Below are 23,326 nucleotides of genomic sequence, written 5' to 3'. Positions count from 1 at the left end.
CACCATCTTCAATTTGGTATTTCATACTGCTGGAATGAAACCGGCATTCGCAAATTATCAGCTGACAATCATCATATTCCATAACAGATTATCATGACATCTTTTTAATAGAGGAAAAGCCTGTGGGAAAACCGTATAAAATCATGGCATCTATTGGGGCAGCACTGGTTTTTCTGATTATTATCGGTGTTTTGGGTTTAACATTTTTTATTAATCCGAATAATTTCAAACCTGAAATTGCCGCCGCGGTTAAAGATAAGACCGGCCGGGAAATAATCCTGGAAGGTGATTTGAAGCTGGCGCTTTTTCCGGGCTTAGGCCTTTCTACAGGAAAAGCTGCACTCAGCAATGCGCCCGGTTTCCAGGATAAAGCCTTTGCAACAATAGAGCAAAGCGATATTCATATTAAATTGCTGCCGCTGCTGTTGGCAAAAAAAATTGAGGTTAGTCAAATAGTTCTGAAAGGTCTCGCTCTCAACCTTGCAAGGAATAAACAGGGCGCCAATAATTGGGATGATTTAACCGCATCGTCGGTTATTAAACCTGCGCCAGCTGTTCCTGACCTCAGCAAGGAAACTGAAACCGAAACAGCTTTTGCTATCGGCGGTATATCCATTGAAAACGCTCACATTAACTGGGATAACCAGAAAACGGGCAAACAGCTGGAAATAAAAGACGTTAACCTTGAAGCCAATCAATTTATTTTTAATGAGCCTGCCGAGGTTGATATTTCCTTTGTGATTTTCCATCCGCGATCCAGGCGGACAGAGTCAATCAAGCTGACCAGCGCGGTAACCATCAATAGAAAATTGGATAATTTCAGGTTTAACCAGCTGGAATTGCACTATACCGCTTCCGGTGAAAGCATCCCCGGTAAATTGTTAACGGCGTTTTTAACTGCCCCTGCTATTGCTGTGGACCTGTCTAGACAGGTGGCTAAGGCTACCGGATTACAAATCAAATCGGGTGAAGTCACTATCTCTGCAGACGAAATTAACGGTAGTCATATTAAAGACCAGCCCTCTTTCCAGGGGCCCGTCGCCATTGCTCCGTTCAGTCCGGTTAAGGTCATGAAACAACTGGCAATTGCGCCTCCGGCCATGCGCAATGCCAATTCCCTGAGCAGTCTGGCAATCAGCTTTAACCTGCTGGCGACGGCGGATTCAATCGATCTGCAAAATCTGGTAATGACCCTGGATGACACGCGTATTAAAGGCTCAACCAGTATTAAAGATTTTTCACCACCGGCTATCGCCTTTAATTTAAATGCCGATGCTCTTGATGCCGATCGTTATTTGCCTCCCGAAAAAGCGGTTGACAAATCATCAAAACCGCTGGCAAGTCCCGCAGCAGCCATAGCGGCAAGCGCTTCGTTATTTCTGGTTGAGACTTTAAGAAAACTGAATGCCAACGGCGAGTTATCTCTTGGCAAACTCAAAATTAACAGCCTGACTATGCAGGATATTCATCTAAAACTAAATGCAAAAAACGGAATTATTACAACTCAACAAACTGTTGATCAGTTTTATCAGGGCGCCTATTCCGGCAGTGTCAATATGGATGCCCGCAGCAATGTCCCCACGCTGTCTCTTAACGAAAAAATAACGCAAGTTCAAATTGAGCCTTTGTTAAAAGATGTTCACGGCAAGGCGCGCATGAGCGGAATAGCTAACGCATCCGCGCAGCTTCAAGGCCGCGGCAACACTTCGGATGAACTCAAGTCTTCACTCAACGGCCAGCTAAACTTTCTGTTTAAGGATGGCGTTATCAAAGGCTTTAACCTGCAAAAAATAATTGATAACAGCAAAGCCTTGATAAAAGGTACGCCCTTGCCCACTGATAATAAAAATGATCAGACCGTGTTCTCACAGATGGCAGGCACAGCCACAGTCAGCAATGGCGTGATCCAAAACAATGATCTTGTCGCCTTTTCCTCGAAAGCGCGGGTTAATGGCCAGGGCAATGTAAATTTAAAATCAGAGCAACTGGACTATAAAATTATTGCCAAGCTAATAAAAACCAAGGCTACTGCTACCGAGCCGGAGCAGTTTCATGATACGCCCATAGCCATCAAGATTAGCGGCTCATTCAGTAAACCGGTTTATATGCTTGATGCAGGCTCTCTGTTAACCGATAAAAACAAGGCTAAAGTCAATAAATTACTGGATAAACTGGATAAGAAACTTGGCCCGGGCGCCAGTGATATTTTAAAAAGCTTTTTCTAAGGAAAATAGCAGGTTCAACATCGCTTGAACTTTAGAGCGGCTTCAGTCGTCGTCTGTATGTTTTGTAAAAATGAGGGCAATAGTCGCCCTTACAGTTTTTTCCGCGCCTCATCAATGACTCCAACAGCATTCCAGCAAAACATCCTGGCCTGGTTTGACCGCTATGGTCGAAAAGATCTGCCCTGGCAAAAAGATATTACACCTTACAGGGTATGGCTCTCGGAGACAATGCTGCAGCAAACTCAGGTAGCTACCGTCATTCCTTATTTCAATAGCTTTATTGATAAGTTTCCGACTCTGGAAAAACTTGCCCAGGCGCCAATCGATGAGGTTTTACACCTTTGGTCCGGCCTGGGCTATTACGCCAGAGCCAGAAATCTCCATAAAGCTGCACAGCTTGTTGCCGAACAGGGGCGCTTTCCTGAGACGCTACACGAGCTTATCCAATTACCCGGCATAGGAGTCTCGACAGCAGGGGCGATATTAAGTATTGCCTTTAAAAACAGTCATCCTATTCTTGATGGCAATGTAAAACGGCTATTGACGCGATTTAAGGGTATCGCCGGCTGGCCTGGAAACAGCAAGGTTAATAAACGATTATGGGCAATCAGCGCCAGCCTTACCCCCGTTCATCAGGTCGCTGATTACACACAGGCTGTGATGGATCTGGGCGCAACAGTTTGTACCCGCAGTAAGCCGGTCTGTATATCTTGCCCGTTGCAAAGCCACTGTGTAGCAAAAATTACCAACAACATATCGGCATATCCAACCCCGAAGCCGGCCAGGGCATTACCGGTCAGGCAGCTTACTTTTTTAATACTGCGCAATAATGCCGGGGAGATATTACTGGAAAAAAGACCCCCGACGGGAATTTGGGGCGGTCTATGGAGTCTGCCGGAATTTGACAGCCTTGAATCGGCACGGACTTGGTGTCTGGCAAAAAATATGCCTATTGCCGCCCTGCAGTCGCTGCCAAGCCGTCGCCATACTTTTTCGCATTACCATCTGGACTATACGCCCGTTCTTGTTCAAACCGATAGCGCTGTGAACATTGTAATGGAAGCGAATCAAACTGTCTGGTATAAAGCTGAACAGATAAGTGATCTGGGCTTGGCGGCGCCGATTAAATTACTGCTAAAACACGACACTGGAGAAAAACATGACTAGACTGGTTAAATGCGTAAAATTGGGCATAGAAGCCGAAGGCTTGGCTGAACCGCCCTTTCCAGGCCCCAAAGGTCAGGAAATATATGAGAAAATATCCAAACAAGCCTGGCAGCAATGGCTGACCAGGCAAACAATGCTTATTAATGAAAACAGATTAGCCAGTTTTGACCCGAAAGCCCGGGCGTTTTTAGCGGAAGAAAGAAACAGGTTTCTCTTTGAAGGCAATAATGAAATGCCGGCGGGTTATGTGCCCCCGAAAATGTAATTAATGACTTCCCCAATCCATCCAACCCATTTGGGCTGAAATCAGCACCAGCACGCCAAAAGCGATTCGGTACCATGCGAACACGGTAAAATCGTGCCTGCTTATAAAGTATATCAAGCCGCGCACGGCCAAAAATGCGCTAATGAATGAAACTATCCCGCCAATGGCAAATAAGCCGATGTCATTGACGCTGAACAGATCCCGGTGTTTATATACATCATACAAGGTTGCAGCGAACATGGTGGGAATGGCAAGAAAAAAAGAAAATTCCGTGGCCGCGCGGCGCGATAAGCCAAAAAGCAGCCCTCCGATGATGGTTGCGCCTGAGCGGGAAGTGCCGGGAATCATCGATACTGCCTGCGCAAACCCGACCTTTAAAGCATCGCGCCAGGTCATGTCATCGACCGATTCGGCAAGAACAGTATGCTGGCGGCGCTCCGCCCATAAAATCAATACCCCGCCGATTATAAAAGCTGAGGCGACGACCACAGGATTAAACAGATGCGCTTTGATCTGCTTTAAAAAAATAAAACCCAGGACGGCGGCCGGCAGGAAGGCGACAATCAGATTGATCGCCAGCCGCTGCGATACCGGCTCTGAAGTCATACTTACCAGCGTATGAGCCAGACGGACGCGATATTCCCATACCACCGCCAGAATTGCCGCGAACTGAATGGCAATTTCAAATACCTTGCCTTTATCATCGTTAAAGTCAAGTAATTGCCCGACCAGGATCAAATGACCGGTGGACGACACAGGAAGAAACTCGGTTAAACCTTCCACGATGCCAAGAATAAGCGCATGAAACAATAAAGTAGGATCAGTCATAGCCGTTAGTAAGAAATCAAGGAAATATCAACAATGAGATTCATGCAATTACCCAGCGCCTGCCGTGGAATGCAGGGCAGATCCTGGCAGCTCACATGCAAGCTGGCAGACTTTTAAAGGAATAGCCGCAGTTACGAATTGCAGCCCGCGCTGTGCACTTTTCGTACAATTAACGCTTCATGGAATCAAAAAATTCAGCGTTGGTTTTAAAGTCTTTAAGCTTGCCTATCAAAAATTCCGAGGCAGCTGTTTCATCCATGGGCTGGAGGATTTTGCGCAAGATCCAGGTTTTTTGCAAGGTATCGGGATCAACAAGATACTCTTCCCTGCGCGTGCCGGAACGATTAATGTTGATGGCCGGATAAATTCTTTTTTCGGCGATTTTACGATCCAGATGCAGTTCCATATTGCCGGTGCCCTTGAATTCTTCATAGATGACTTCGTCCATTCTTGAACCGGTATCGACCAGGGCAGTGGCTATAATCGTCAAACTGCCGCCCTCTTCTATATTCCGCGCCGCGCCGAAAAAACGTTTGGGTTTTTCCAGAGCATTGGCATCAACACCGCCGGTCAATATCTTGCCTGAAGAAGGAACGACTGTGTTATAAGCTCTGGCCAGCCGGGTAATCGAGTCTAACAAGATAACCACATCGTGTTTATGCTCCACCAGACGGCGGGCTTTTTCGATAACCATCTCCGCCACCTGTACATGCCGCGTTGCCGGCTCGTCAAAAGTACTGGAAATGACTTCGCCCCGAGCGCAGCGCTCCATTTCCGTTACTTCCTCAGGCCGTTCATCTATTAGCAAAACAATGAGATAACACTCCGGATTCTTTTCTGCAATCGCCTGCGCCAGACTTTGCAGGATCATGGTCTTACCGGCTTTTGGCGGGGATACAATCAAACCGCGCTGGCCTTTTCCGATCGGGGCGATTAAATCCATCATGCGTCCGGTTAAGTCTTCGCTGGTGCCATTGCCCTGTTCAAGAACAAACCGTTGTTTGGCAAATAAAGGAGTGAGGTTTGAAAAGGTGATTTTGTTTTTGGTGTTTTCGGGGGATTCAAAATTGATCTGATCAACCTTGAGCATTGCAAAATAACGTTCGTTATCCTTGGGGGGCCTAATCTTGCCGCTAATCGTATCGCCTGTCTTTAAAGAAAATCGCCTGATTTGACTGGGTGAAACATAAATATCATCAGGCCCTGCCAGATAAGAGCAGCCCGGCGTACGTAAAAAACCAAAACCATCCTGTAATATTTCCAGAACGCCATCACCCGAAATATCATCACCCGCTTTAGCCTGTTTTTTCAGGATGGCAAAAATCAAATCCTGTTTACGCGATCTGGCAACGTTTTCAAGTCCCAGGGACTCTGCTATATCAATAACTTCACTTATTTGTTTTAGTTTTAACTCGGTAAGATTCATATGGAAGGCAACTCAAGGAAAGAATGCACGGCATAAAACCGCAACTATTCAGGATAGGATTTAAAAAATTCAGGGGTGTAGTTTATCGGATGATATTGAATCTGATGCGCATGATTATCGCACCGGATAAGTATAGCTTAAATACGCAGACCCGTCCATTCTTTTTTGACGGGTCGAGCAGGGACGGGTCTTATATGTTGCTGTCAATGAATGCGGCAAGTTGTGATTTTGTTAACGCGCCCACTTTGGTTGCTTCCACTTCGCCGTCCTTAAACAGCATGAGTGTTGGAATGCCGCGTACGCCATAATGTTGCGGAGTGTCCGGATTTTCGTCTATGTTCAGCTTGACGACAGTCAGCTTATCCTGATATTCCCTGGCAATATCATCCAGAACCGGAGCAATCATTTTGCAAGGGCCGCACCATTCAGCCCAATAGTCAACCAATACAGGACCGTTAGCTTTAATAACAGTTTCGTTAAATTCACTATCACTTACATGAATGACTGAGTCGCTCACACTATTTCTCCCGTAATTAAAAAATAAAACTATAGGAGGGATGGACTTGGTTTGTCAATCAATTTCAGCTGAAGAGGTTTTTACGGTATGCTATAAGCCATGAATAATACCCATTTAACTGAAACCCGCTTCAGTAACCTTGAATTATCTGACCTTATCCTGCAAGGCCTGACTGATGCAGGCTTTCATCATTGCACCCCGATTCAACATAAAGCCTTGCCTTTATTGTTACGGGGTAAAGATGTGGCCGGCCAGGCTCAAACCTGAACAGGCAAAACGGCCAGCTTTTTACTGGCCGCTTTTCAGCATTTAATCAATGATTAAAGTGAACCCATCAAAAATCCCCGCGCCATTATTCTCGCCCCGACCCGGGAATTAGCCATTCAGATCCATAAAGACGCCTTACTGCTAGGCAAGCATCTTAGCCTTAAGTTTGCGCTTATCTATGGGGGCACCGATTATTAAAAACAACTGGATACTATAAAGTCGAATATCGATATTATTATTGGCACGCCGGGGCGGATAATTGACTTTTACCGGCAAAATGCTTTTACTGTAGATAATGTGCAGGTCACTGTAATGGATGAAGCCGACCAGATGTTCGATTTGGGCTTTATAAAGGACATACGTTACTTATTAGGGCTCATGCCCGCTCCGGAAAAGCGCTTGAACATGCTGTTTTCGGCTACCTTATCCTATAAAGAGGTCGAGCTGGCCTATGAACATATGAATAATCCGGTTCTGATTCATATTGAAACTGAAGAAGTTACATTAACATTCATACAGCAGAGCGCATTTTGTCCTGCCAACGAGCAAAAAATAGCATTGCTGATAGGCCTTTTAAATCAACTCAAACCGTCGCGCAGCATTATTTTTGTCAATACCAAACGATGCGCGGAGCACTTGGGCGACACTCTCAACGCCCACGGCTATAAAACCGCGGCCCTCAGCGGTGATGTGCCTGGGGAAAACGCCAGCGGCTGCTCAATGATTTTCAGGAAAACAGAATCGCCTTGCTGGTAGCGACTGATGTTGCCGCCAGGGGTCTTCATATTGCTGATGTTTCTCATGTTATTAATTATGACTTACCGCAGGATGTCGAGGATTATGTACACAGAATTGGCCGTACCGCCCGTTTTGGCGCCAAGGGCGAAGCCATCAGCTTTATCTGCAAAGACTATGCTTATTCCATGCCCGATATAGAAGCCTTCATTGGGCAAAAAATTCCGGTCATAATAATTACTGCAGAGCTTTTAGCCGAAGTTATAAAACCTGAAAAAAGACCGGAAAGAAGCAAAAATAATTATCACGGAAAGCGCGCCGAGCGAGACAAAAATACGAAACCTAAAGTCCAGCCATCAGTTCCCGAAAGTCCTCAATAGCCCGGTAAGCGGTTATTTCCTTGATAGGCAGTTTGGTATCAGGCCTGCTGATGGAAAGTAAATGTTCTATGCCGAACTGCCGCGCTGAATTCAGTACCGCCAGACTATCATCAATCAGTAGCGTGGTGGATTTTTCAAATGCCTGCCGGTGCTGCAAAAACAGCCAAAAATCCGTATGCTCTTTAGGTATGCCAAGATCATGGGAGCTGATAATGTCATCGAAAAAAGGTTGCAGACGGGTTTTTTCCATTTTTAACGCCAAACTGTCGCGGTGAGCATTAGTTACTAACACTACCTTTTTAGGAGATTGGCGGATTTTTTCAAGAAATTCAGTGACATGAGGCAATACCGCAATTAATTCGGCAACTTCTGCCTTCATCCCGGCAATATTCAGCTGCAAGACGTCGCTCCAGTAATCCAGGCAATACCATTCCAGTTTGCCTTCCATTATTTTAAAACGCGGCTTCAGGTGCTGTTTTGCCAGGGCGATCGAAATACCGTGTTTTTCGGCAAATTTGAGCGGCACAAATTCTTTCCAGAAATGATTATCGAAATTCAAATCCAGCAAGGTGCCGTCCATGTCCAGCAAAACGGTATCAATTTTCTTCCAATCAATCATCAGAGTGCGTTATATTTATGTTAATTAATAATTATAAAGCTTAATAATTATAAAGCGCCGTGGCTAATAAACCGACCATTCTTAACAAAACGATAATTGCAAAAAGCCGTTTATTTCGTATTGAATCACTTGATATTGAATTCAGCAATGGCCAGCAGCGCAATTACGAACGCCTGGCCCGTGGAACTCCGGGTGGTGCAGTACTGATTGTGCCAATGGTGAATTCAGAAACGGTTTTGTTAATCAGGGAATACTCTGCCGGCGTACATCGCTATGAACTGGGCTTGCCCAAAGGTAAAACCGACGCCGGCGAATCTTTTTTTGAAGCGGCAAACAGGGAACTTAAGGAGGAAGTCGGTTTTGGCGCCAGAAGCCTGCATCACTTAAGCTCCTTCTCCATCGCGCCTTCGTATCTTGAACATATGACCGAAATTATCATTGCCCAGGATTTGTATGCGGAAAAACTGCCCGGCGATGAACCTGAAGAACTGGAAGTTGTGCCGTGGAAGTTAGCTGATATCAATGAATTGCTGGCTACCGGCGAATGTACCGAAGCGCGTTCGATTGCCGCGTTGTTTATGGCGCTGGAATATTTCAAGGCGCACTGATTACAAGCGGTAAAGCGGTTCCAGACTATCCTCTTCAACAGCGGCTATTTTTTCCCGGGCATTATTTTCGACAAACGCCTGAAATAGTTTTTTCCCCTGCCATTGCTCCGCTTCCCTGCCATACAAAAGCTGATTTAATTGCAGTATTTCATCTCTTAATCGCGCATCGCAGAAGGCGGCAATTGCGCCCAGGCTGGCAGCCTTAAATTTTTGCTGCCCCCATTCAATCAATGCATCTTTGGCCGCGGCTGCGTTATTATCGGTACAGGCTTTTTTTAACTGTTTAATGCTGTCTTTTAAAGATTTATCAACTTCATTATTTTCCATAACCGGCTTTTTTGCACGGTGCCCGGCTAAAAAATACATCAGCGTTGCCAGCCAGCCCGATGCCAGAAATGCTGACGCCCAAATCCAGAAATTATTCTTTTGCGGCTGGGTAGTCTGGGTTGATTCAATTTTCTGTGGTTTTACCGTTGTGACGGCCGGGGGCTTAACGGCTGTTTGACTTCCTGCCGCCGAATTCGCAGTTATCACTGTTTCAGGAATACTGGCAACTTCCATTTTCCTGCTTTGCGTATTAAACCAGGGCACTTTTATTGCAGGCAATGTGTAGCTGCCGGCTCTGGAAGGTATCAGCGCTATTTTCTCTTCCCTGAAAGCTAGCAATCCATCCGGTTTTTTCTGCTCTTTCAATACCGGCTGATCAGGATAGGTTTTCAGCTTATCATCGGTTTTGGCGTTATTTAATTCAGGCAACTGACCGACTGTTGTGCCGTTCGCCAGCAAGGTCAGGGTTCGGGTCAAGGGTTCACCGACTTTCATTTTCTTGATATCGCCCGACCATTGTTCTTTTAAAACCATCTGCTCAGCGGGCAGCCAATGCGGCCCTGTGAAAAAAGAGGGTACCGGTTTTACAGTCAGCGTTATGGCTTTAGATGAAATTTTTCTGGTCATGGTCACCTGAGAATTAAAAAGTCCGTTAAAACCAAGGCGGTTGCCAGTCACTACTTCTGCAGTCAATACCAGCGGTTTAATGGTTATTTGGCCGCTTTTTTGTGGAAAAACTGCATATTTTCGTTCCGTAACCAAATAACCCACGCCGTTGATTTGGGTATTGTAATTGCTGTCTTCGCCCAGTTTTTCTATTACCGCCTCGGCGAGTTCCGGCTCATCCAGACTGGCTTGGGAAATATCGACCTTGCGGTATAAACGCATAGTGTACAGAACCTGCGATTGTACATAGGGATCTTCAGGTGTGGCTTCAACTTCGAGAAACAAATCCGCATCAGTATTGATGGTTTTACCGGCTGCATTGCCGCTCTTAACCAGAAGGGGTAATGGCCGGGTTATGTCATCGCCAAATTTCACTGCCGGGATGATCAGATCGCCGGCCTGCTTGGCCATGACGGTGAGCGTCCATTGAATAGTCTTGCTCGACTTGCCGTTAATCCATGAGGAATTGCTGCTTTGGCTTTGACTGAGTATGTCAAAATCCTGTTCCAGCGGACTGAAATCCGGGTCATCATCGGGCGATTCGGCAGCAGTAAAAATTATCTGGAAGGATTCATCAATACTGACCGGATTACGATCTACCGAAACCTGGATTTCAGCCGCCCAAGCCTGTTGCGGTGCAAAAGCAAATCCTGCACCCGCTACTGACAGGAGAAAAAACAGCTTCATCTTGACTAAGCTGTTCATTAACAGTGTTAGCGCTCTCATATATTTATCATCATTTACTATGAAGAATGTTTAATTCCTTAAAGCTCTACCAGGCACTGGAATTGCCGTTTGATTGATGTTCCCGCTGTCCGTACTGGTATTTGAATTTACGCTTCAGCAAGCCGGCAGGATCATCCGGGATTCTTTTAAGCCACTGTTCATTAGCTTGTTCTGTTTCATCCTTGGGCTGTACCTCGGAAGATATTTGGCCGGCCTGTTGATCAGGTTTATCCTGCTCTTTATCTTGTTGCTGCGGCTCAGCCTGTCGGGTCTTTTCACCCTCCTCTTTTTTTTCTTCGGATGTGCCTGGCTGTTGCCGGTTTTCAGAAGACGGCTGTTTATCTGATTGCTGCTGTTCAGATTCTTTTGCAGATTTTTTCTGATCCTCTTTATCTGGTTGAGCAGATTTATCATCCTGTTTTTCTTTCTGTCCAAAGTTCTGATCTTTACCGGGATTTTCTTTGGATTGTTGCTGTTTGTCGTCTTTTTGCTGGTTCTGTTGCTGTTTTTTCAACTCTTTTTCTACAATAGCTTTATTGTATTTTGCATCTTCATCGTCAGGATTTATAGTCAAGGCCTTTTCGTAGGCTTTTATAGCGTCCTCAAGCTTGCCTGCCTGAGCGAGTGCATTGCCTTGGTTATAAAAACCGGTAGCGGTCTTGTTATTTCTCAAGTTTTCTATCGCCTTGTCATATTCCCCGGCCCGGTAATAAGACGCCGCTTTCCAGTCCGGATTTTCAAATAACTGCGCTGCCTGATCGTAGTGTTTATTTTTATAAGCCTGCTGCGCCTGCTGATCTTTGGTTTGCCATAAATCCTGCCAGTCAAAGGCATAGCTGTTTTCAGGCAAGGGCAATAGCAGCAATAAGGCAAAACCCAACAGGCCTTTTCTAAATGTCAATGCCGCCAACGGTAAAACCAGCAGCAACAGCCAGGGGCCTTTGTCTTCCCACTGATCCAGAAACAAGGTTTTTTGTTCTTTGCCCTGCTGCAGCGTCGGCTCATCCAGGCCTGACAGCAGTGTTTCAATATCGACATCATTTGCCGTTATGCTTTGATAGCTTCCATTTCCAGCCTGAGCGAGTTTCATTAATTCATTACTATTTAAGCGGGGAATAACAATATTGCCTTGCTCATCCTTCAAGAATCCGCCTGCCGGAAGCGCTATCGGCGCGCCCTCGGGAGTGCCGATTCCCAATATGGACAAGCGGTAACTATTGAGGGATTTCACTGTGGCCAGGGTTTGATCCGGATCAACGCCATCAGTTACTAACATTATCCAGCCTTTTTGGAGGCCCGCCTGTTTAAACAGCTCAACTGCTTTTTGCAGGGCTGCCGATGTATTGCTTCCCTGATTGGGCATTATGTCGGTATTTAAAGCCGATAACTGGCTCTCTATCGTCTCGGTATCATTGGTGAGCGGGGTGACGGTAAAGGCATCTCCGGCATAAACCAGCAATGCGGTCTGGCCGTCTTTCCGCCGCTTTAAAATATCGGCGATTTTGTAGCGCGCCCGCGTCAGGCGGCTGGGCTTGATATCTTTTGCATCCATGGACCGGGATAAATCCAGGGCAATCACTAAGGCTGAATCATTTCTAAATACCGGTAAAGGCAAGCGCTCCCAGGTTGGCCCAGCCAGTGCAATAATCGCCAGCAGCGCGGCAAAAGCGCCTGATGTCAATTGCCAGCGGCTTTGCCTGACCGGCTTTTCCTGCAATATAAAAGGCAGCAGCGCGGCATCGCATACAGCGGCCCAATTGCCCTGATTGAGTTTATGCCGGAGCATTAAAAGCAATATCACCATATACGGAATAACGGCGAGCAGCCAGTAGGGCCGGATAAAATGAAAACCGGCCAGGCTCATAACAGATTCGCCCGTAACAAACAGATAACCGCCGCCACACACAGCGCCGCTGACAAGGGCCAATAATACAGTTCACGCCTGGGTCTGAAATATTGTTTGTCTTTTTCAACAGGCTCCAGCTGATCCAGCAACCGGTATATCTTGTTCAGCTCCTCGGCATCCCGCGCCCGAAAATAACGGCCGCCCGTTTTCTCCGCGATAGCGGTCAAGGTTTTTTCATCGAGATCGCGGGACGGGTTGACTTTGTGCGTGCCAAAAAAACTGCGCACCAGCATTTCATCGGCGCCAATTCCGATGGTGTAAATTTTTAACTGGTTTTCTGCAGCCAATTCAGCCGCTTTTAAAGGTGAAATTTCTCCGGCCGTATTGGCCCCATCCGTCAGCAAAATCAGCACCCGGCTATTGACCTGCTGATTTTTAAGGCGCTTGACCGCCAGTCCGATAGCATCGCCGATGGCGGTATTGTCGCCGGCAAGGCCTATGGCGGACTCATTGAGCAAGGTGTCTACGGTTTTTCTATCGAAGGTCAGCGGTGTCTGCAGGTAAGCCTGAGTGCCGAATAAAATCAGGCCCAATCGGTCGCCGGCGCGCCTTTGAATAAAATCTCCGGCCACCCATTTAATTGCAGTAAGCCTGTCAACGCGCTGATTGTTAATACTGAAATCCTGCTCTTCCATACTGCCCGACAAATCCACCGCCAGCATCAGATCCCGGCCGCTTACGGCCTGTTCAATCGGTTCTCCCAGCCATTGCGGTCGCATAGCGGCTATGATTAATAAAAGCCAGGCGCACACTGCCAATAATAATGGCCATCGGTTGACCTGCGCAACAGATCGGCTCTCGGCATCGGAAAAATCCTCGAGAAAAGGCACTTTCAAAGCCGCCTGTTCAACCTGCGTATCGGCCGGAGCCAGCCAGTAAACTAATAAAGGCAAAGGCAAAAAGGCGATAAGCCAGGGCCATTCAAAATGAATCATCTTTTTTGTTTTTCGCAGCTTTTAAGCCAGACTTCGCATAGGCTGATTAATTGTAGAATTTGGGCATCGGTTGGCGCTGTATCGCGGTAAGGCGCATCAGCCAGCAATTGACCGATTCCTAGACTAAAAGGCGCGCCGGTCATGCCCCCATCCAGAAACGCCAGCCATGCCTTTCCGGTTAAGCCGGCAGCTTCAGCTCTAGGCCAGATACTGATGACTACGCGCCGGACCAGGGCCGAAATTTCCCGCAGTTTTTGTAAATTATCAGGAACAGGATCCTGCTGGATTTTAGCGAGTAATTTTTTTGCTGTTTTAAGGGCGGTTTTACGTTTAAGGCGCCTATAAAGCCAGCTGAAAAAAATAATCAGCAAAATAACCAGAACAGCTACTATCCACCAGCCTGTAGCCGGAGGCCACCAGCTTATCGCTTCAGGCAAATGTATATCTTTAAGAGGAAGTTGAGCCGGCGGCATTTATCTAAGGCTTTGTATGGGATCGTCTGCAGTGCTGCATTGAATTAATGCAAGACTCATTTTTTTGGCTAACAGTTCCAGCCGCTTTTGACGCTGAACAAAGCGGCACCGATAATTTAACAGGCGCTGCTGATCGCCGCTATCGATAACCACATCGCGCTCATCATCGGTAAAACGGTAGCGGCCTTTAGCCGGCAAACAGCTTTCCAAATTATCATAGATAAAAATTAACACGACATCGCAATGCTGAGCCAATTTTGCCAGATGAATTTCCGCTTTATCAGTGAGACCTCGAAAATCGCTGATAATATAAACCAGACTGCCTGGGCGGGCATGTTGCGTAAGCCTTGCCAGCACATGTTCCAGGGAAATCAAGGAGGGCGGACTTGATTGACCGGCAAGGCCCTGCGGTTTAACCAGAGCATTAAAAAAGCGCAATACCGCATGTCTGCCGCTTTGCGGCTTTAATTCAAGACACGCCAGATCAGAAAATATCTGACCGCCGATCCTGTCGCCGTGCTGTTCGGCTGTCCATGCAAGCAAGCCTGCCAGCTTGGCCGCCAATACTGACTTGAAAACCCCGCGGGTTGCAAAATGCATGGCCTGCCGCATATCCACGGAAATAAACATTGGCCTTTCCCGCTCTTCGCGAAAGACCTTGGTATGGGTTTTTCCGGTACGGGCGGTTACCCGCCAGTCAATACTGCGGATATCATCCCCGGGCTGATATAATCTGGCTTCATCAAACTCCATGCCGCGGCCTTTAAATCGGGAAACATAGCTTCCGCTTTGCCGAGAGCGAATCGATAAATAATGCAGATTCAGGCCGGCTGCCGGTTTTGCCAGATTGATCAGGGCTTTTAAAGTGACGGCAACCAGCTCGCCGGCTTTTAAAGATGAGCCTGCCTTCTCAAGCTGTTTACTGAAAAACATTAAGGCACTGCAATCCTGGAAATAAGTTCCTTGATAAAATAGTCGGTCGTAATGCCTTCCGCCTCTGCTTCATAAGATAAAATCAGCCGATGGCGCAATACATCAAACGCCATGTCCTGAATATCTTCAGGCCCGACAAATTCACGCTGCGCCAGCCATGCCTTGGCTCTGGAACAGCGATCCAGAGCAATGCTGGCTCTGGGACTGGCGCCATATTGCAGCCATGAAGCCAGATCTTTTCCATAAACGGCAGGACTGCGGGTCGCCAGAACAATTTGCAGCAAGTAGTCTTCGAGACTTTCCGCCATATACAAATCCAGCACTTCATTACGGGCGGCAAACAGAATCTGTTGATTAAGAGGCTCGAACTGATCGCTGTTTTTTAACTTGGCCAGCTTTGCTTCGGTCCGAGCCAGGTGCAGAATGCTTTTTTCATGTTCGGCTTTTGGATAATCAATTTTTACATGCAGTAAAAAACGATCCAGCTGCGCTTCCGGTAACGGATAAGTGCCTTCCTGCTCGATAGGATTTTGCGTTGCCATTACCATGAACAATTCAGGCAATGGATAGGTCGCCTGACCCACTGTTATTTGGCGTTCGGCCATTGCTTCAAGTAATGCAGCCTGCACTTTCGCCGGCGACCGGTTTATTTCATCAGCCAGTATCAGATTATGAAATAAAGGCCCTTGTTGAAATTCAAAAGTACCCAGCTGCGGACGATAAATTTCTGTGCCTGTCAAATCAGCCGGCAACAAATCCGGGGTAAACTGTACGCGATGAAAGTCCCCCTGAATACCTTTGCTCAAGACCTTAATCGCTCTGGTTTTTGCAAGACCGGGAGCCCCTTCAACGAGAATATGGCCATCGGCCAATAAGCCGATCAGCATTCTTTCAACAAGGATATCCTGGCCGATAATTTCCTGGTTAATAAACTTTTTCAATCGCATTAACGACGCTTGAGCCGTGTTTTTATTGCTGTTTTGTTCTGACATGATTCAGGTTATCTGATTTAAATCCATAGTAAAGATACTTCAAACAAGCGCCTAAGTTTTAACCGTCTATTGCAATTTCGGCTATCCCAATAAGAATTTGCCTAAATATCCCTTCAGCGCATTTTCTAAATAAACAGCTTTTTTGCGCAATGGTTCCTATTTTATACGGATATGCGGTAAGACAACATAGAGTAAAGTTGTGAAATAACTCTTGCTTAGCTGTGGATTTATTTGTGCATAACTTCAAGCCAGAGTTTATCCCCAGATTGTCAACAAAATGCGGATAAGCCTGATTACAAGATACAATAGCAAGCAAGTTATTGATGCTATAAATAAAAAAATGACTTAAGCACAACTTTTTACGGCTGTAATAATAACAGTAGATTTTAAATATTTTAATTTTGTTATTATTATTGCCCGCAATTAACTACAAAAACCTTCGATGCCAAAATATAAAACCGGGCCAGCCGCATCAAATACAATTCCCCCGGGCATCCCCTATATTGTTGCCAATGAAGCTGCTGAACGCTTCAGCTATTATGGAATGCGAGCAATTCTGGTTATATTTATGACGCAGCACCTGAAGAATTCATCAGGTCAATTGGATGTCATGTCGGCAAATGAAGCGCAAGGCTACTATCACTTATTTGTGTCGGCTGTGTATTTCATGCCGCTGTTCGGAGCCTTGTTAGCTGACAGTCTATTGGGCAAGTACCGGACGATTATTTTTTTGTCGGTTATTTATTGCCTTGGCCATTTTGCCCTGGCTGTTGACAATACGCGTATGGGCCTTTTGCTGGGACAAGGGCTGATTGCCATCGGAGCCGGAGGAATAAAACCCTGCGTTTCAGCTCATGTCGGCGACCAGTTTGGCATTGCCAATCGGCATTTACTCAGTAAAGTGGTTGGCTGGTTTTATTTTTCCATCAATCTTGGCGCTCTTACCGCCATGCTCATCATTCCCTGGCTGCTGGATTTTTATGGGGCTGCCACAGCGTTTGCCGTGCCCGGTTTTTTAATGCTACTGGCGACAGCTATATTCTGGGCTGGCCGTTTTCGTTTTGTTCATATTCCGCCATCGGGAACCCACTTTATCAAACAAGTATTTAGTACAGGCGGGATTAAAACTTTTGGCAAACTGGCGGCTATTTATGCCTTTATTGCCATGTTCTGGGCATTGTTTGAGCAAACGGGCTCATCCTGGATATTACAGGCGCAAAAAATGGACCGTATAATATTTGGGTTTGAATTGCTGCCTTCACAAATCCAGGCTGCCAATCCTTTATTGATCATGATGCTGGTACCCCTGTTTTCCTATGGGTTTTATCCGTTTTTAAACCGGTTCTTTGTATTAACGGCATTAAGAAAAATGACTATCGGTTTATTTCTGACAGTTATTGCTTTTGCCATTCCCGCTTTTATACAAATGCAGTTAGACCATGGATTAACGCCTCCAGTTATCTGGCAGTTACTGGCTTATTTGCTGCTGACGTCTGCTGAAGTTATGGTTTCGATTACCTGTCTTGAGTTTTCCTATACTCAGGCGCCTAATGCCATGAAGTCATTTATCATGGCGTTTTATTTTCTGTCCGTCGCTGTCGGCAATCTTTTTACCAGCGCGGTCAATTTTTTTATTGAAAATGATGATGGCAGCAGCAAGCTTGCAGGTGCGGATTATTTCTGGTTTTTTACCGGCTTGATGTTGATTACCGCCGCGTTGTTTTTATTTACGAGCCGTTATTACACAGAACAGACTTATTTTCAGGATGAGCAGAACTGATATAGCTTATAGTTTTTAAAATCTGAATTTTGTACTTCATAGTAAACCGGGGAAAAACATGCGCCTTATACTGCTTATTCTGGGAAGTCTTTTTTCTGCTTGCTCTTATGCCGGCGTTTACAAGTGTACTGCTGTTAATGGTGCTACAGCATACCGTTCCAAACCTTGTGCGGCAGGGCAAAGTAATATTAAAATCAATATCAGAACGGGCAGCTCTACAAATCTTGACGACCAAAAAAACCACCAGGCATTAGCGCAACAAGAACAACAGGCCATGCTTGAACAACAAAAACTTGCGCAAGAAAAATTACTGCAACAGGAAGCACAACTGAGACAGAAAGCCATTAATGAAAGCGCAAAAAATCAGTTCCTAATCAAAAATAATCCGGAAAAATTTTCCGCTTTCGCTATTCCTCCCTATGCACCCGAACAATTACCCGCTTTAGTCAGTAAATACCAGACACGCCTGGCTGATATCGAACGGCTAAGAAGATATGCAGCCGAGAAAGCCTTGGCAACCAGCCAATGTTCGAGGGTTGAAGCAGCCGAATTAAATATAAAAAGCACCAGGGAAGCGCTGGTTTTTTTAGTCGATTGCAGTAGCGCAAAGCATTTTTACTTTACCGAGCAGGAACTGGTGCGTTAATTGCCAATAAGGAGTTCACCCCAAACCATACTCATCACCGGCTGCTCTTCCGGCATTGGCTATGCGACCGCAATGGAATTAAGGAGCCGCGGTCATAATGTTATTGCTAGCGCAAGGAAACCGGAAGCTGTTGCGCGGTTGATACAGGAAGGATTTACCGCAGTGCAGCTTGATTTGGCTGATAGCGAAAGTATTCAGAAGGCGGTCAGACAGGCGATTGAATTAACTGACGGTAAAATTGATGCACTGTTTAATAACGGGGCTTTTGGCCAGCCGGGAGCTGTTGAAGATATAAGCCGTGAAGTGCTGCGTTATCAGTTTGAAACTAACCTGTTTGGCACCCATGAGTTGACCAATCTGATCATTCCCCTGATGCGTAAACAGGGGCACGGCCGGATTATTTACAACAGTTCGATTTTAGGTCTGGTTGCGATGACTTATCGCGGCGCCTATAATGCCAGCAAGTTTGCCCTTGAAGGTTTGGCCGATACCTTGCGTCTGGAACTTCACGGAACCAATATTCATATTTCAATAATAGAGCCGGGCCCGATTTTGACTAACTTTAGGCAAAATGCTTTTGCGCTGTATCAAAAAAATATAAATTCCACGCACAGCTTCCATAAGGAAGCTTATAAAATGATGGAAGCGCGCTTGCAAAAAGAAGGCGCTGCGGCAGCATTTACCTTGCCTGCCAAAGCCGTTGCCGAAAAAGTCGTCCATGCCCTGGAAACCAGACACGCCAGGATTCGTTACTACGTTACCGTTCCAACTTATTTATTGGCCTTTTTTAAATGCATTCTGCCTGTGTCCTGGCTTGATGTCCTGCTCCGGAAAGTTTAAATGAACTATCAGGAGGAAATTATCATCGTGTGTCCTTATTGCGGTGAATCTATCAATGTCGTGGTAGATACATCTTCAGGCACACAGGAATATTATGAAGACTGTCAGGTATGCTGCGCGCCGATTTTATTTACAGTGTCCCTAGATGAGGCAGGAGAATTATGCCTGGAGGCCAAAAGGGATGATGAATAATTTTCATTGTTGCCATTTTCAATCCCTTCTCACGAGGTATTCTGTGATAGAATTTCAAGCGGTGCTTAGCCATTAAATAATTTGCAGCTTGGCCTTATTATTTTTCGATGCTTCATTTGATGGTTAAGTCTGACTACTATAAATATTAACAGCGAGATTTATCAAACATGAGAATATTAAGAAAAACAGTCATTTCATTTATGATAGCGGCATTTATTGGCGCAGTTTCATCGGTAGCTTATGCTGCAGCTACGGGCGAGGCAAAAGTTACCGAAGCCAGTGAAAACGCCGTTGCCAAAATACAGGAAGCGGTTAGCTTGGCCGAAAAAGGCAGTGACAAGGCAGAGATCATAAAAGTAATTAATGAAGCTCGCCAAATACAAAAAGAGTTTCGTTACGAACGAACCGAGCGTCAGCGTGAAAGAGCAAATAATATATTGAGAGCTGCTCGCGATGCGTATACAAAAGATGATTTAAAAAACGGAGAAGCAAAATTAAGAGAGGCTTTAGCTGCTTATCAAGAAATTAAAGCAATATATGACTCCAAACACTAGCGGGCATGTCAGCCCAGATTCAATTAATTAATACGATATTGAATCTGAATCTGATTTCTTAAAACTTTCCGGATTTACTCCAGGCCGATCTATATAGCATTATTCATAAATATGAAATCTTTTAAAATGTGCTGGAAATTAGAAGTTACATAATTAATGCTTGGCTCATCAACTTTAAATCTATTATTAAAAAAATAACTTGAGGATTAATAGAATATGAAAATCTTGAAAAAAATCTTACTCTCTGCATTTATCGCAGCTTCCATTTCCATGAGTGCTGTTTCAACGTCGGTTTTGGCTGAACCCGGCGAGGGCAGAATTGTGTATTCCCCTGGGGACGCCATTGACCTTGCAATGGCTAAAATACAAAAAGCCCTTGATGCCATCACTACTGGCTCAGATCCTGCCACAGTTGCCTCTCTTATAAAAGAGGCGATTGATGCAGGCAAGGAGTTAAACGCTAATGATAAAGTGGATATGGCCAAGCAAAGAGCTAATAACAAATTGAAAGCAGCGCGCGGGCATGCCAAAGAAGGCGCTATACAAGAAGCTGAACAGGAATTAAGAGAGGCAAAGAAAAGTTACAATGATATGAAAGGACTCTTGTAATATCATTGCAAGGCAAACTCTATCAGGACTTTCGGCTTCCTGATAGAGTTTGCCTTTACCCCGCCAGTGCTGGAAATTACTCTTACTTCCAAATCATCCTGCCGTTTGATTTCTTTTGAAGTTAATTATTACTTTAAACATTCATACCCTTCTTCATCAATCCATTCCGAAAACTATCTGGCAACTAATTCACTAAAGCGTAAATAGTGATCCTGTTGAGCAAGGGGTTTTGCCTGATAAGTCCAGCGAAAAGGTTTAGCCATCGTTTCATTAACGTAACGAATAAACTTTTCGATCTTACTTTTCAACTCATCTTTTGATATAAGTTTAAGCAGGATTATACGGATATGAGTTTGCAGTCAGATTAACCTAATGCGTCCTGCAAGCGCTGGTATATTCCCCCGAAACTGCCATTGCTCATGAGTACAAAGTGGCCGCCATAAGGGGCTTCTAATTTGAGTTTAGCGATAATGTCGTCGAGCGACTGGCAGATTTCTATATTTGCCGCGTATTTTTTTAGACGGCTTAAATCCCAGCCCATGCTTTGGGGCTGATAAATGATGGCAAGATCGGCATTAGCCAGGGATTTGGCCAGCGTTTCGGTATGGACGCCCATGCGCATGGTGTTTGAGCGCGGCTCTACAATGGCGATAATGCGTTCTCTTCCCACCTGTTTGCGCAGGCCATCCAAGGTGGTTTCTATGGCGGTCGGATGATGGGCGAAGTCATCGTATAAGGTTACGCCATTAATAACAGCAATGACTTCCATGCGCCGTTTGACGTTTTTAAATTGCCTTAGCGCCGCTATGGCGTTCGCCGGCCTAATGCCGATATGGTTTGCCGCAGCGATGGCGGACAAGGCATTGTAGACATTGTGCTTGCCTGTCAGCGGCCAATCGACTATTTCCTGGGCTTTGGCGTCCATCATTACCGAGAATTGGCTGCCGTCGATATTAATCAGTTCAGCATTCCAGCGCGCATCCGAAGCAATGGACGTTTTTTCAACCGGCGTCCAGCAGCCCATTGCCAATACCTCGTTTATATTGGCGTCATTCTCGGGATTGATAATCAAGCCTTGGCCAGGAACCGTTCTGATCAGATGATGAAACTGCTTTTTAATGGCGTCCAGATCGGGAAAAATATCGGCATGATCAAACTCAAGATTATTCAGTATGGCCGTTCGGGGACGATAATGGACAAACTTTGAGCGCTTATCGAAAAAAGCCGAATCGTACTCATCGGCTTCAATAACAAAAAATTCCGACTCGCCCAGGCGCGCGGAAATGCCGAAGTTCAACGGAATGCCGCCGATTAAAAACCCCGGCTTTAAGCCCTGATGCTCAAGTATCCAGCTCAGCATGCTGGAGGTCGTGGTTTTGCCGTGCGTTCCGGCCACCGCCAGCACCCATTTATCCTGTAATACATGCTCTGCCAGCCATTGCGGCCCCGATACGTATTTCAGACTCTTGTTAAGCACCGCTTCAACTTCCGGATTGCCGCGCGATAGGGCGTTGCCGATAATCACCAGATCGGGATTCCCATCAAGGTTCTCAGCTTTATAGCCTTCCATCAACTGAATGCCCTGTTCTGCAAGTTGAGTGCTCATGGGCGGATAAACATTTTGATCGGAGCCGCTGACCTGATAGCCCAGCTGCCTTGCAATCACTGCAAGTCCGCCCATAAATGTTCCGCAAATGCCTAAGATGTGAATATGCAATGTCTTGTCCTGATAGTTTTTGTAAGTAAATTATTTCTCTTCAGCCGGCTTTTCTCCGGCAATTTTATTAGGCGGCGCTTCTTCTATCGGAACCTGGACTGCTTCCTGGGCTCCGGCCTTTTCGAGAATTTTAATGACCGGCCCGTGCGCTGTTTTTTTTGCCCTGGCCATGACGGTTACATTCTGTTTATCGGCGGCATTGACATCCGCCCCGGCCATAATCAATAAATTCACCAGCTCTTCATTTCCTGATACCAGCGCATCCATTAATGCTGTAGTGCCGGTGTTATCGGCCAGATTCACATCCGCGCCGTAGGCCAGCAAAGCTTTGACGCTGCGCAAGTTGCCGTTAAAACTCGCGCCCATAAGGGCGCTGCGGCCACTGGCTGTTTTACTGTTGACATCAACTCCCTGCGCCAGTAAAGATTCTATTCTTTGAACTTTGCCGGCCATAGCCGCTGCCACCAGATCCTTGCCGTCTTCAGAATAAGCCGTTTGCGATAAGGCAATGAATAAGATAAAAAAGCACCCCAGGTAATTCATGATTAATACTTGCTTGCGTTTATTGATAAGTTACGATGAAATAATCACCAAAAGTCTATATGATGTAATAATGAACGAAAAAAATAAAATATTAGTAGAAGCGACACCCCATTTCGTAGAAGTGCAATCTGCTCCGGATAAGGATCGCTATGTCTTCGCTTATACGATTACTATTACCAATGCAGGCGCAGTCCCGGCAAAGCTGCTAGACCGTCATTGGCTGATTACCGATTCCAATGGCAAGATTCAGGAAGTCAGGGGCGATGGTGTTATTGGCGAGCATCCCTATCTTAAGCCCGGCGAGTCATTTCGCTATACCAGCGGCGCCATGATCGAGACGCCGGTAGGCACGATGCAGGGTGAATATACCATGCGTTCGGATGATGGCAATAATTTCAGCGCCAACATTCCCAAATTTACCTTATCCATTCCCAGAGTTCTGCATTAGTT

At 45.8% G+C, this 23,326-nt stretch carries 23 protein-coding genes and 1 pseudogene; 12 read left to right on the top strand and 12 right to left on the bottom strand.

Going from position 1 to position 23,326, the window contains the following annotated elements; translation table 11 throughout:
- The first annotated feature begins 143 nt into the window (after nucleotides 1-143).
- The 3 genes from HUX64_RS06115 (at nucleotide 144) to HUX64_RS06105 (ending at nucleotide 3,657) form a co-directional block, all read left to right on the top strand.
- On the top strand, nucleotides 144-2,225 hold the full coding sequence (locus HUX64_RS06115) for an AsmA family protein (protein WP_246246920.1): 2,082 nt from the start codon (nucleotides 144-146) through the stop codon (nucleotides 2,223-2,225).
- A 114-nt stretch (nucleotides 2,226-2,339) separates the two neighbouring features.
- A complete protein-coding gene (gene mutY / locus HUX64_RS06110) occupies nucleotides 2,340-3,392 on the top strand; it encodes an A/G-specific adenine glycosylase (RefSeq protein ID WP_174625348.1) in 1,053 nt (350 codons plus the stop codon).
- Nucleotides 3,385-3,657, top strand: a complete 273-nt coding sequence (locus tag HUX64_RS06105) for an oxidative damage protection protein (protein WP_174625347.1) — start codon at nucleotides 3,385-3,387, stop codon at nucleotides 3,655-3,657. The genes mutY and HUX64_RS06105 overlap by 8 nt, the downstream gene beginning before the upstream one ends.
- Here HUX64_RS06105 and HUX64_RS06100 read toward each other — a convergent pair whose 3' ends face one another.
- The 3 genes from HUX64_RS06100 to trxA all read right to left on the bottom strand — a co-directional run bounded on the left by HUX64_RS06100 (nucleotide 3,658) and on the right by trxA (nucleotide 6,428).
- The gene (locus HUX64_RS06100) at nucleotides 3,658-4,485 is read right to left on the bottom strand and encodes an undecaprenyl-diphosphate phosphatase (RefSeq protein WP_174625346.1); all 828 of its coding nucleotides are present in this window, start codon (nucleotides 4,483-4,485) and stop codon (nucleotides 3,658-3,660) included.
- A gap of 169 nt (nucleotides 4,486-4,654) precedes the next feature.
- Entirely contained in the window at nucleotides 4,655-5,911 is a 1,257-nt protein-coding gene (gene rho, locus HUX64_RS06095; RefSeq protein WP_174625345.1) for a transcription termination factor Rho, read from the bottom strand.
- 190 nt (nucleotides 5,912-6,101) lie between these two features.
- Nucleotides 6,102-6,428, bottom strand: coding sequence for a thioredoxin TrxA (trxA, locus tag HUX64_RS06090; protein ID WP_174625344.1), 327 nt, complete (start codon nucleotides 6,426-6,428; stop codon nucleotides 6,102-6,104).
- A 99-nt stretch (nucleotides 6,429-6,527) separates the two neighbouring features.
- On the opposite strand from trxA, the pseudogene HUX64_RS06085 reads away from it, so the two are divergent.
- Nucleotides 6,528-7,810, top strand: a pseudogene (locus HUX64_RS06085) (DEAD/DEAH box helicase).
- Here the strand turns inward: HUX64_RS06085 and yrfG are convergent.
- A complete protein-coding gene (gene yrfG / locus HUX64_RS06080) occupies nucleotides 7,773-8,429 on the bottom strand; it encodes a GMP/IMP nucleotidase (protein WP_174625343.1) in 657 nt (218 codons plus the stop codon). The pseudogene HUX64_RS06085 and the gene yrfG sit on opposite strands and share 38 nt — an antisense overlap.
- Before the next feature lie 59 nt (nucleotides 8,430-8,488).
- Here yrfG and nudE point away from each other — a divergent pair, with 59 nt between their 5' ends.
- Nucleotides 8,489-9,037, top strand: a complete 549-nt coding sequence (nudE, locus tag HUX64_RS06075) for an ADP compounds hydrolase NudE (RefSeq protein ID WP_174625342.1) — start codon at nucleotides 8,489-8,491, stop codon at nucleotides 9,035-9,037.
- Here the strand turns inward: nudE and HUX64_RS06070 are convergent, their stop codons facing one another.
- From HUX64_RS06070 to HUX64_RS06045, 6 genes are read right to left on the bottom strand one after another with little or no spacing between them, the layout of a single operon-like run.
- A complete protein-coding gene (locus HUX64_RS06070; protein ID WP_246246919.1) occupies nucleotides 9,038-10,756 on the bottom strand; it encodes a BatD family protein in 1,719 nt (572 codons plus the stop codon).
- Nucleotides 10,757-10,802: 46 nt separating this feature from the next.
- A complete protein-coding gene (locus tag HUX64_RS06065) occupies nucleotides 10,803-12,683 on the bottom strand; it encodes a VWA domain-containing protein (protein WP_343034381.1) in 1,881 nt (626 codons plus the stop codon).
- A complete protein-coding gene (locus HUX64_RS06060; RefSeq protein WP_174625341.1) occupies nucleotides 12,617-13,597 on the bottom strand; it encodes a vWA domain-containing protein in 981 nt (326 codons plus the stop codon). Before HUX64_RS06060 ends, HUX64_RS06065 begins: the two co-directional genes overlap by 67 nt.
- Nucleotides 13,594-14,070 carry a DUF4381 domain-containing protein gene (locus HUX64_RS06055; protein WP_174625340.1) on the bottom strand — a complete coding sequence of 159 codons (477 nt, stop codon included), beginning with the start codon at nucleotides 14,068-14,070 and terminating at the stop codon, nucleotides 13,594-13,596. Before HUX64_RS06055 ends, HUX64_RS06060 begins: the two co-directional genes overlap by 4 nt.
- A complete protein-coding gene (locus HUX64_RS06050) occupies nucleotides 14,071-15,003 on the bottom strand; it encodes a DUF58 domain-containing protein (protein WP_174625339.1) in 933 nt (310 codons plus the stop codon). It abuts the gene before it with no gap.
- Entirely contained in the window at nucleotides 15,003-15,995 is a 993-nt protein-coding gene (locus tag HUX64_RS06045) for an AAA family ATPase (protein ID WP_174625338.1), read from the bottom strand. The genes HUX64_RS06050 and HUX64_RS06045 overlap by 1 nt, the downstream gene beginning before the upstream one ends.
- A gap of 442 nt (nucleotides 15,996-16,437) precedes the next feature.
- Between HUX64_RS06045 and HUX64_RS06040 the strand changes: the two genes are divergently transcribed.
- From HUX64_RS06040 to HUX64_RS06015, 6 genes are all read left to right on the top strand, one after another.
- Nucleotides 16,438-17,775, top strand: a complete 1,338-nt coding sequence (locus HUX64_RS06040; RefSeq protein WP_174625337.1) for a POT family MFS transporter — start codon at nucleotides 16,438-16,440, stop codon at nucleotides 17,773-17,775.
- 58 nt (nucleotides 17,776-17,833) lie between these two features.
- Nucleotides 17,834-18,421 (top strand): DUF4124 domain-containing protein, encoded by a 588-nt coding sequence (locus tag HUX64_RS06035; protein WP_174625336.1) that lies wholly within the window; start codon nucleotides 17,834-17,836, stop codon nucleotides 18,419-18,421.
- Nucleotides 18,422-18,427: 6 nt separating this feature from the next.
- Nucleotides 18,428-19,261, top strand: a complete 834-nt coding sequence (locus tag HUX64_RS06030; protein WP_425484246.1) for an SDR family NAD(P)-dependent oxidoreductase — start codon at nucleotides 18,428-18,430, stop codon at nucleotides 19,259-19,261.
- Nucleotides 19,262-19,453, top strand: coding sequence for a CPXCG motif-containing cysteine-rich protein (locus HUX64_RS06025; RefSeq protein WP_174625334.1), 192 nt, complete (start codon nucleotides 19,262-19,264; stop codon nucleotides 19,451-19,453). It abuts the gene before it with no gap.
- Between the two features lie 167 nt (nucleotides 19,454-19,620).
- Nucleotides 19,621-20,007 (top strand): hypothetical protein, encoded by a 387-nt coding sequence (locus HUX64_RS06020; RefSeq protein ID WP_174625333.1) that lies wholly within the window; start codon nucleotides 19,621-19,623, stop codon nucleotides 20,005-20,007.
- Between the two features lie 216 nt (nucleotides 20,008-20,223).
- Nucleotides 20,224-20,616: a hypothetical protein gene (locus HUX64_RS06015; protein WP_174625332.1), complete on the top strand. Its 393-nt coding sequence runs from the start codon at nucleotides 20,224-20,226 to the stop codon at nucleotides 20,614-20,616.
- Nucleotides 20,617-20,980: 364 nt separating this feature from the next.
- On the opposite strand, the gene mpl is transcribed toward HUX64_RS06015, so the two are convergent.
- Together mpl and HUX64_RS06005 are read right to left on the bottom strand one after the other, a co-directional pair.
- Nucleotides 20,981-22,333 carry a UDP-N-acetylmuramate:L-alanyl-gamma-D-glutamyl-meso-diaminopimelate ligase gene (gene mpl / locus HUX64_RS06010; protein ID WP_174625331.1) on the bottom strand — a complete coding sequence of 451 codons (1,353 nt, stop codon included), beginning with the start codon at nucleotides 22,331-22,333 and terminating at the stop codon, nucleotides 20,981-20,983.
- Between the two features lie 30 nt (nucleotides 22,334-22,363).
- Nucleotides 22,364-22,876 carry an ankyrin repeat domain-containing protein gene (locus HUX64_RS06005; RefSeq protein WP_174625330.1) on the bottom strand — a complete coding sequence of 171 codons (513 nt, stop codon included), beginning with the start codon at nucleotides 22,874-22,876 and terminating at the stop codon, nucleotides 22,364-22,366.
- Between the two features lie 70 nt (nucleotides 22,877-22,946).
- Between HUX64_RS06005 and apaG the strand changes: the two genes are divergently transcribed.
- Nucleotides 22,947-23,324: a Co2+/Mg2+ efflux protein ApaG gene (gene apaG / locus HUX64_RS06000; protein ID WP_174625329.1), complete on the top strand. Its 378-nt coding sequence runs from the start codon at nucleotides 22,947-22,949 to the stop codon at nucleotides 23,322-23,324.
- Nucleotides 23,325-23,326: the final 2 nt, after the last annotated feature.

Origin of the sequence: Candidatus Methylobacter favarea (assembly GCF_902806695.1) — a bacterium.
Lineage (GTDB): Bacteria > Pseudomonadota > Gammaproteobacteria > Methylococcales > Methylomonadaceae > Methylobacter_B > Methylobacter_B favarea.
This window is presented reverse-complemented; position numbering and strand designations above follow the sequence as displayed.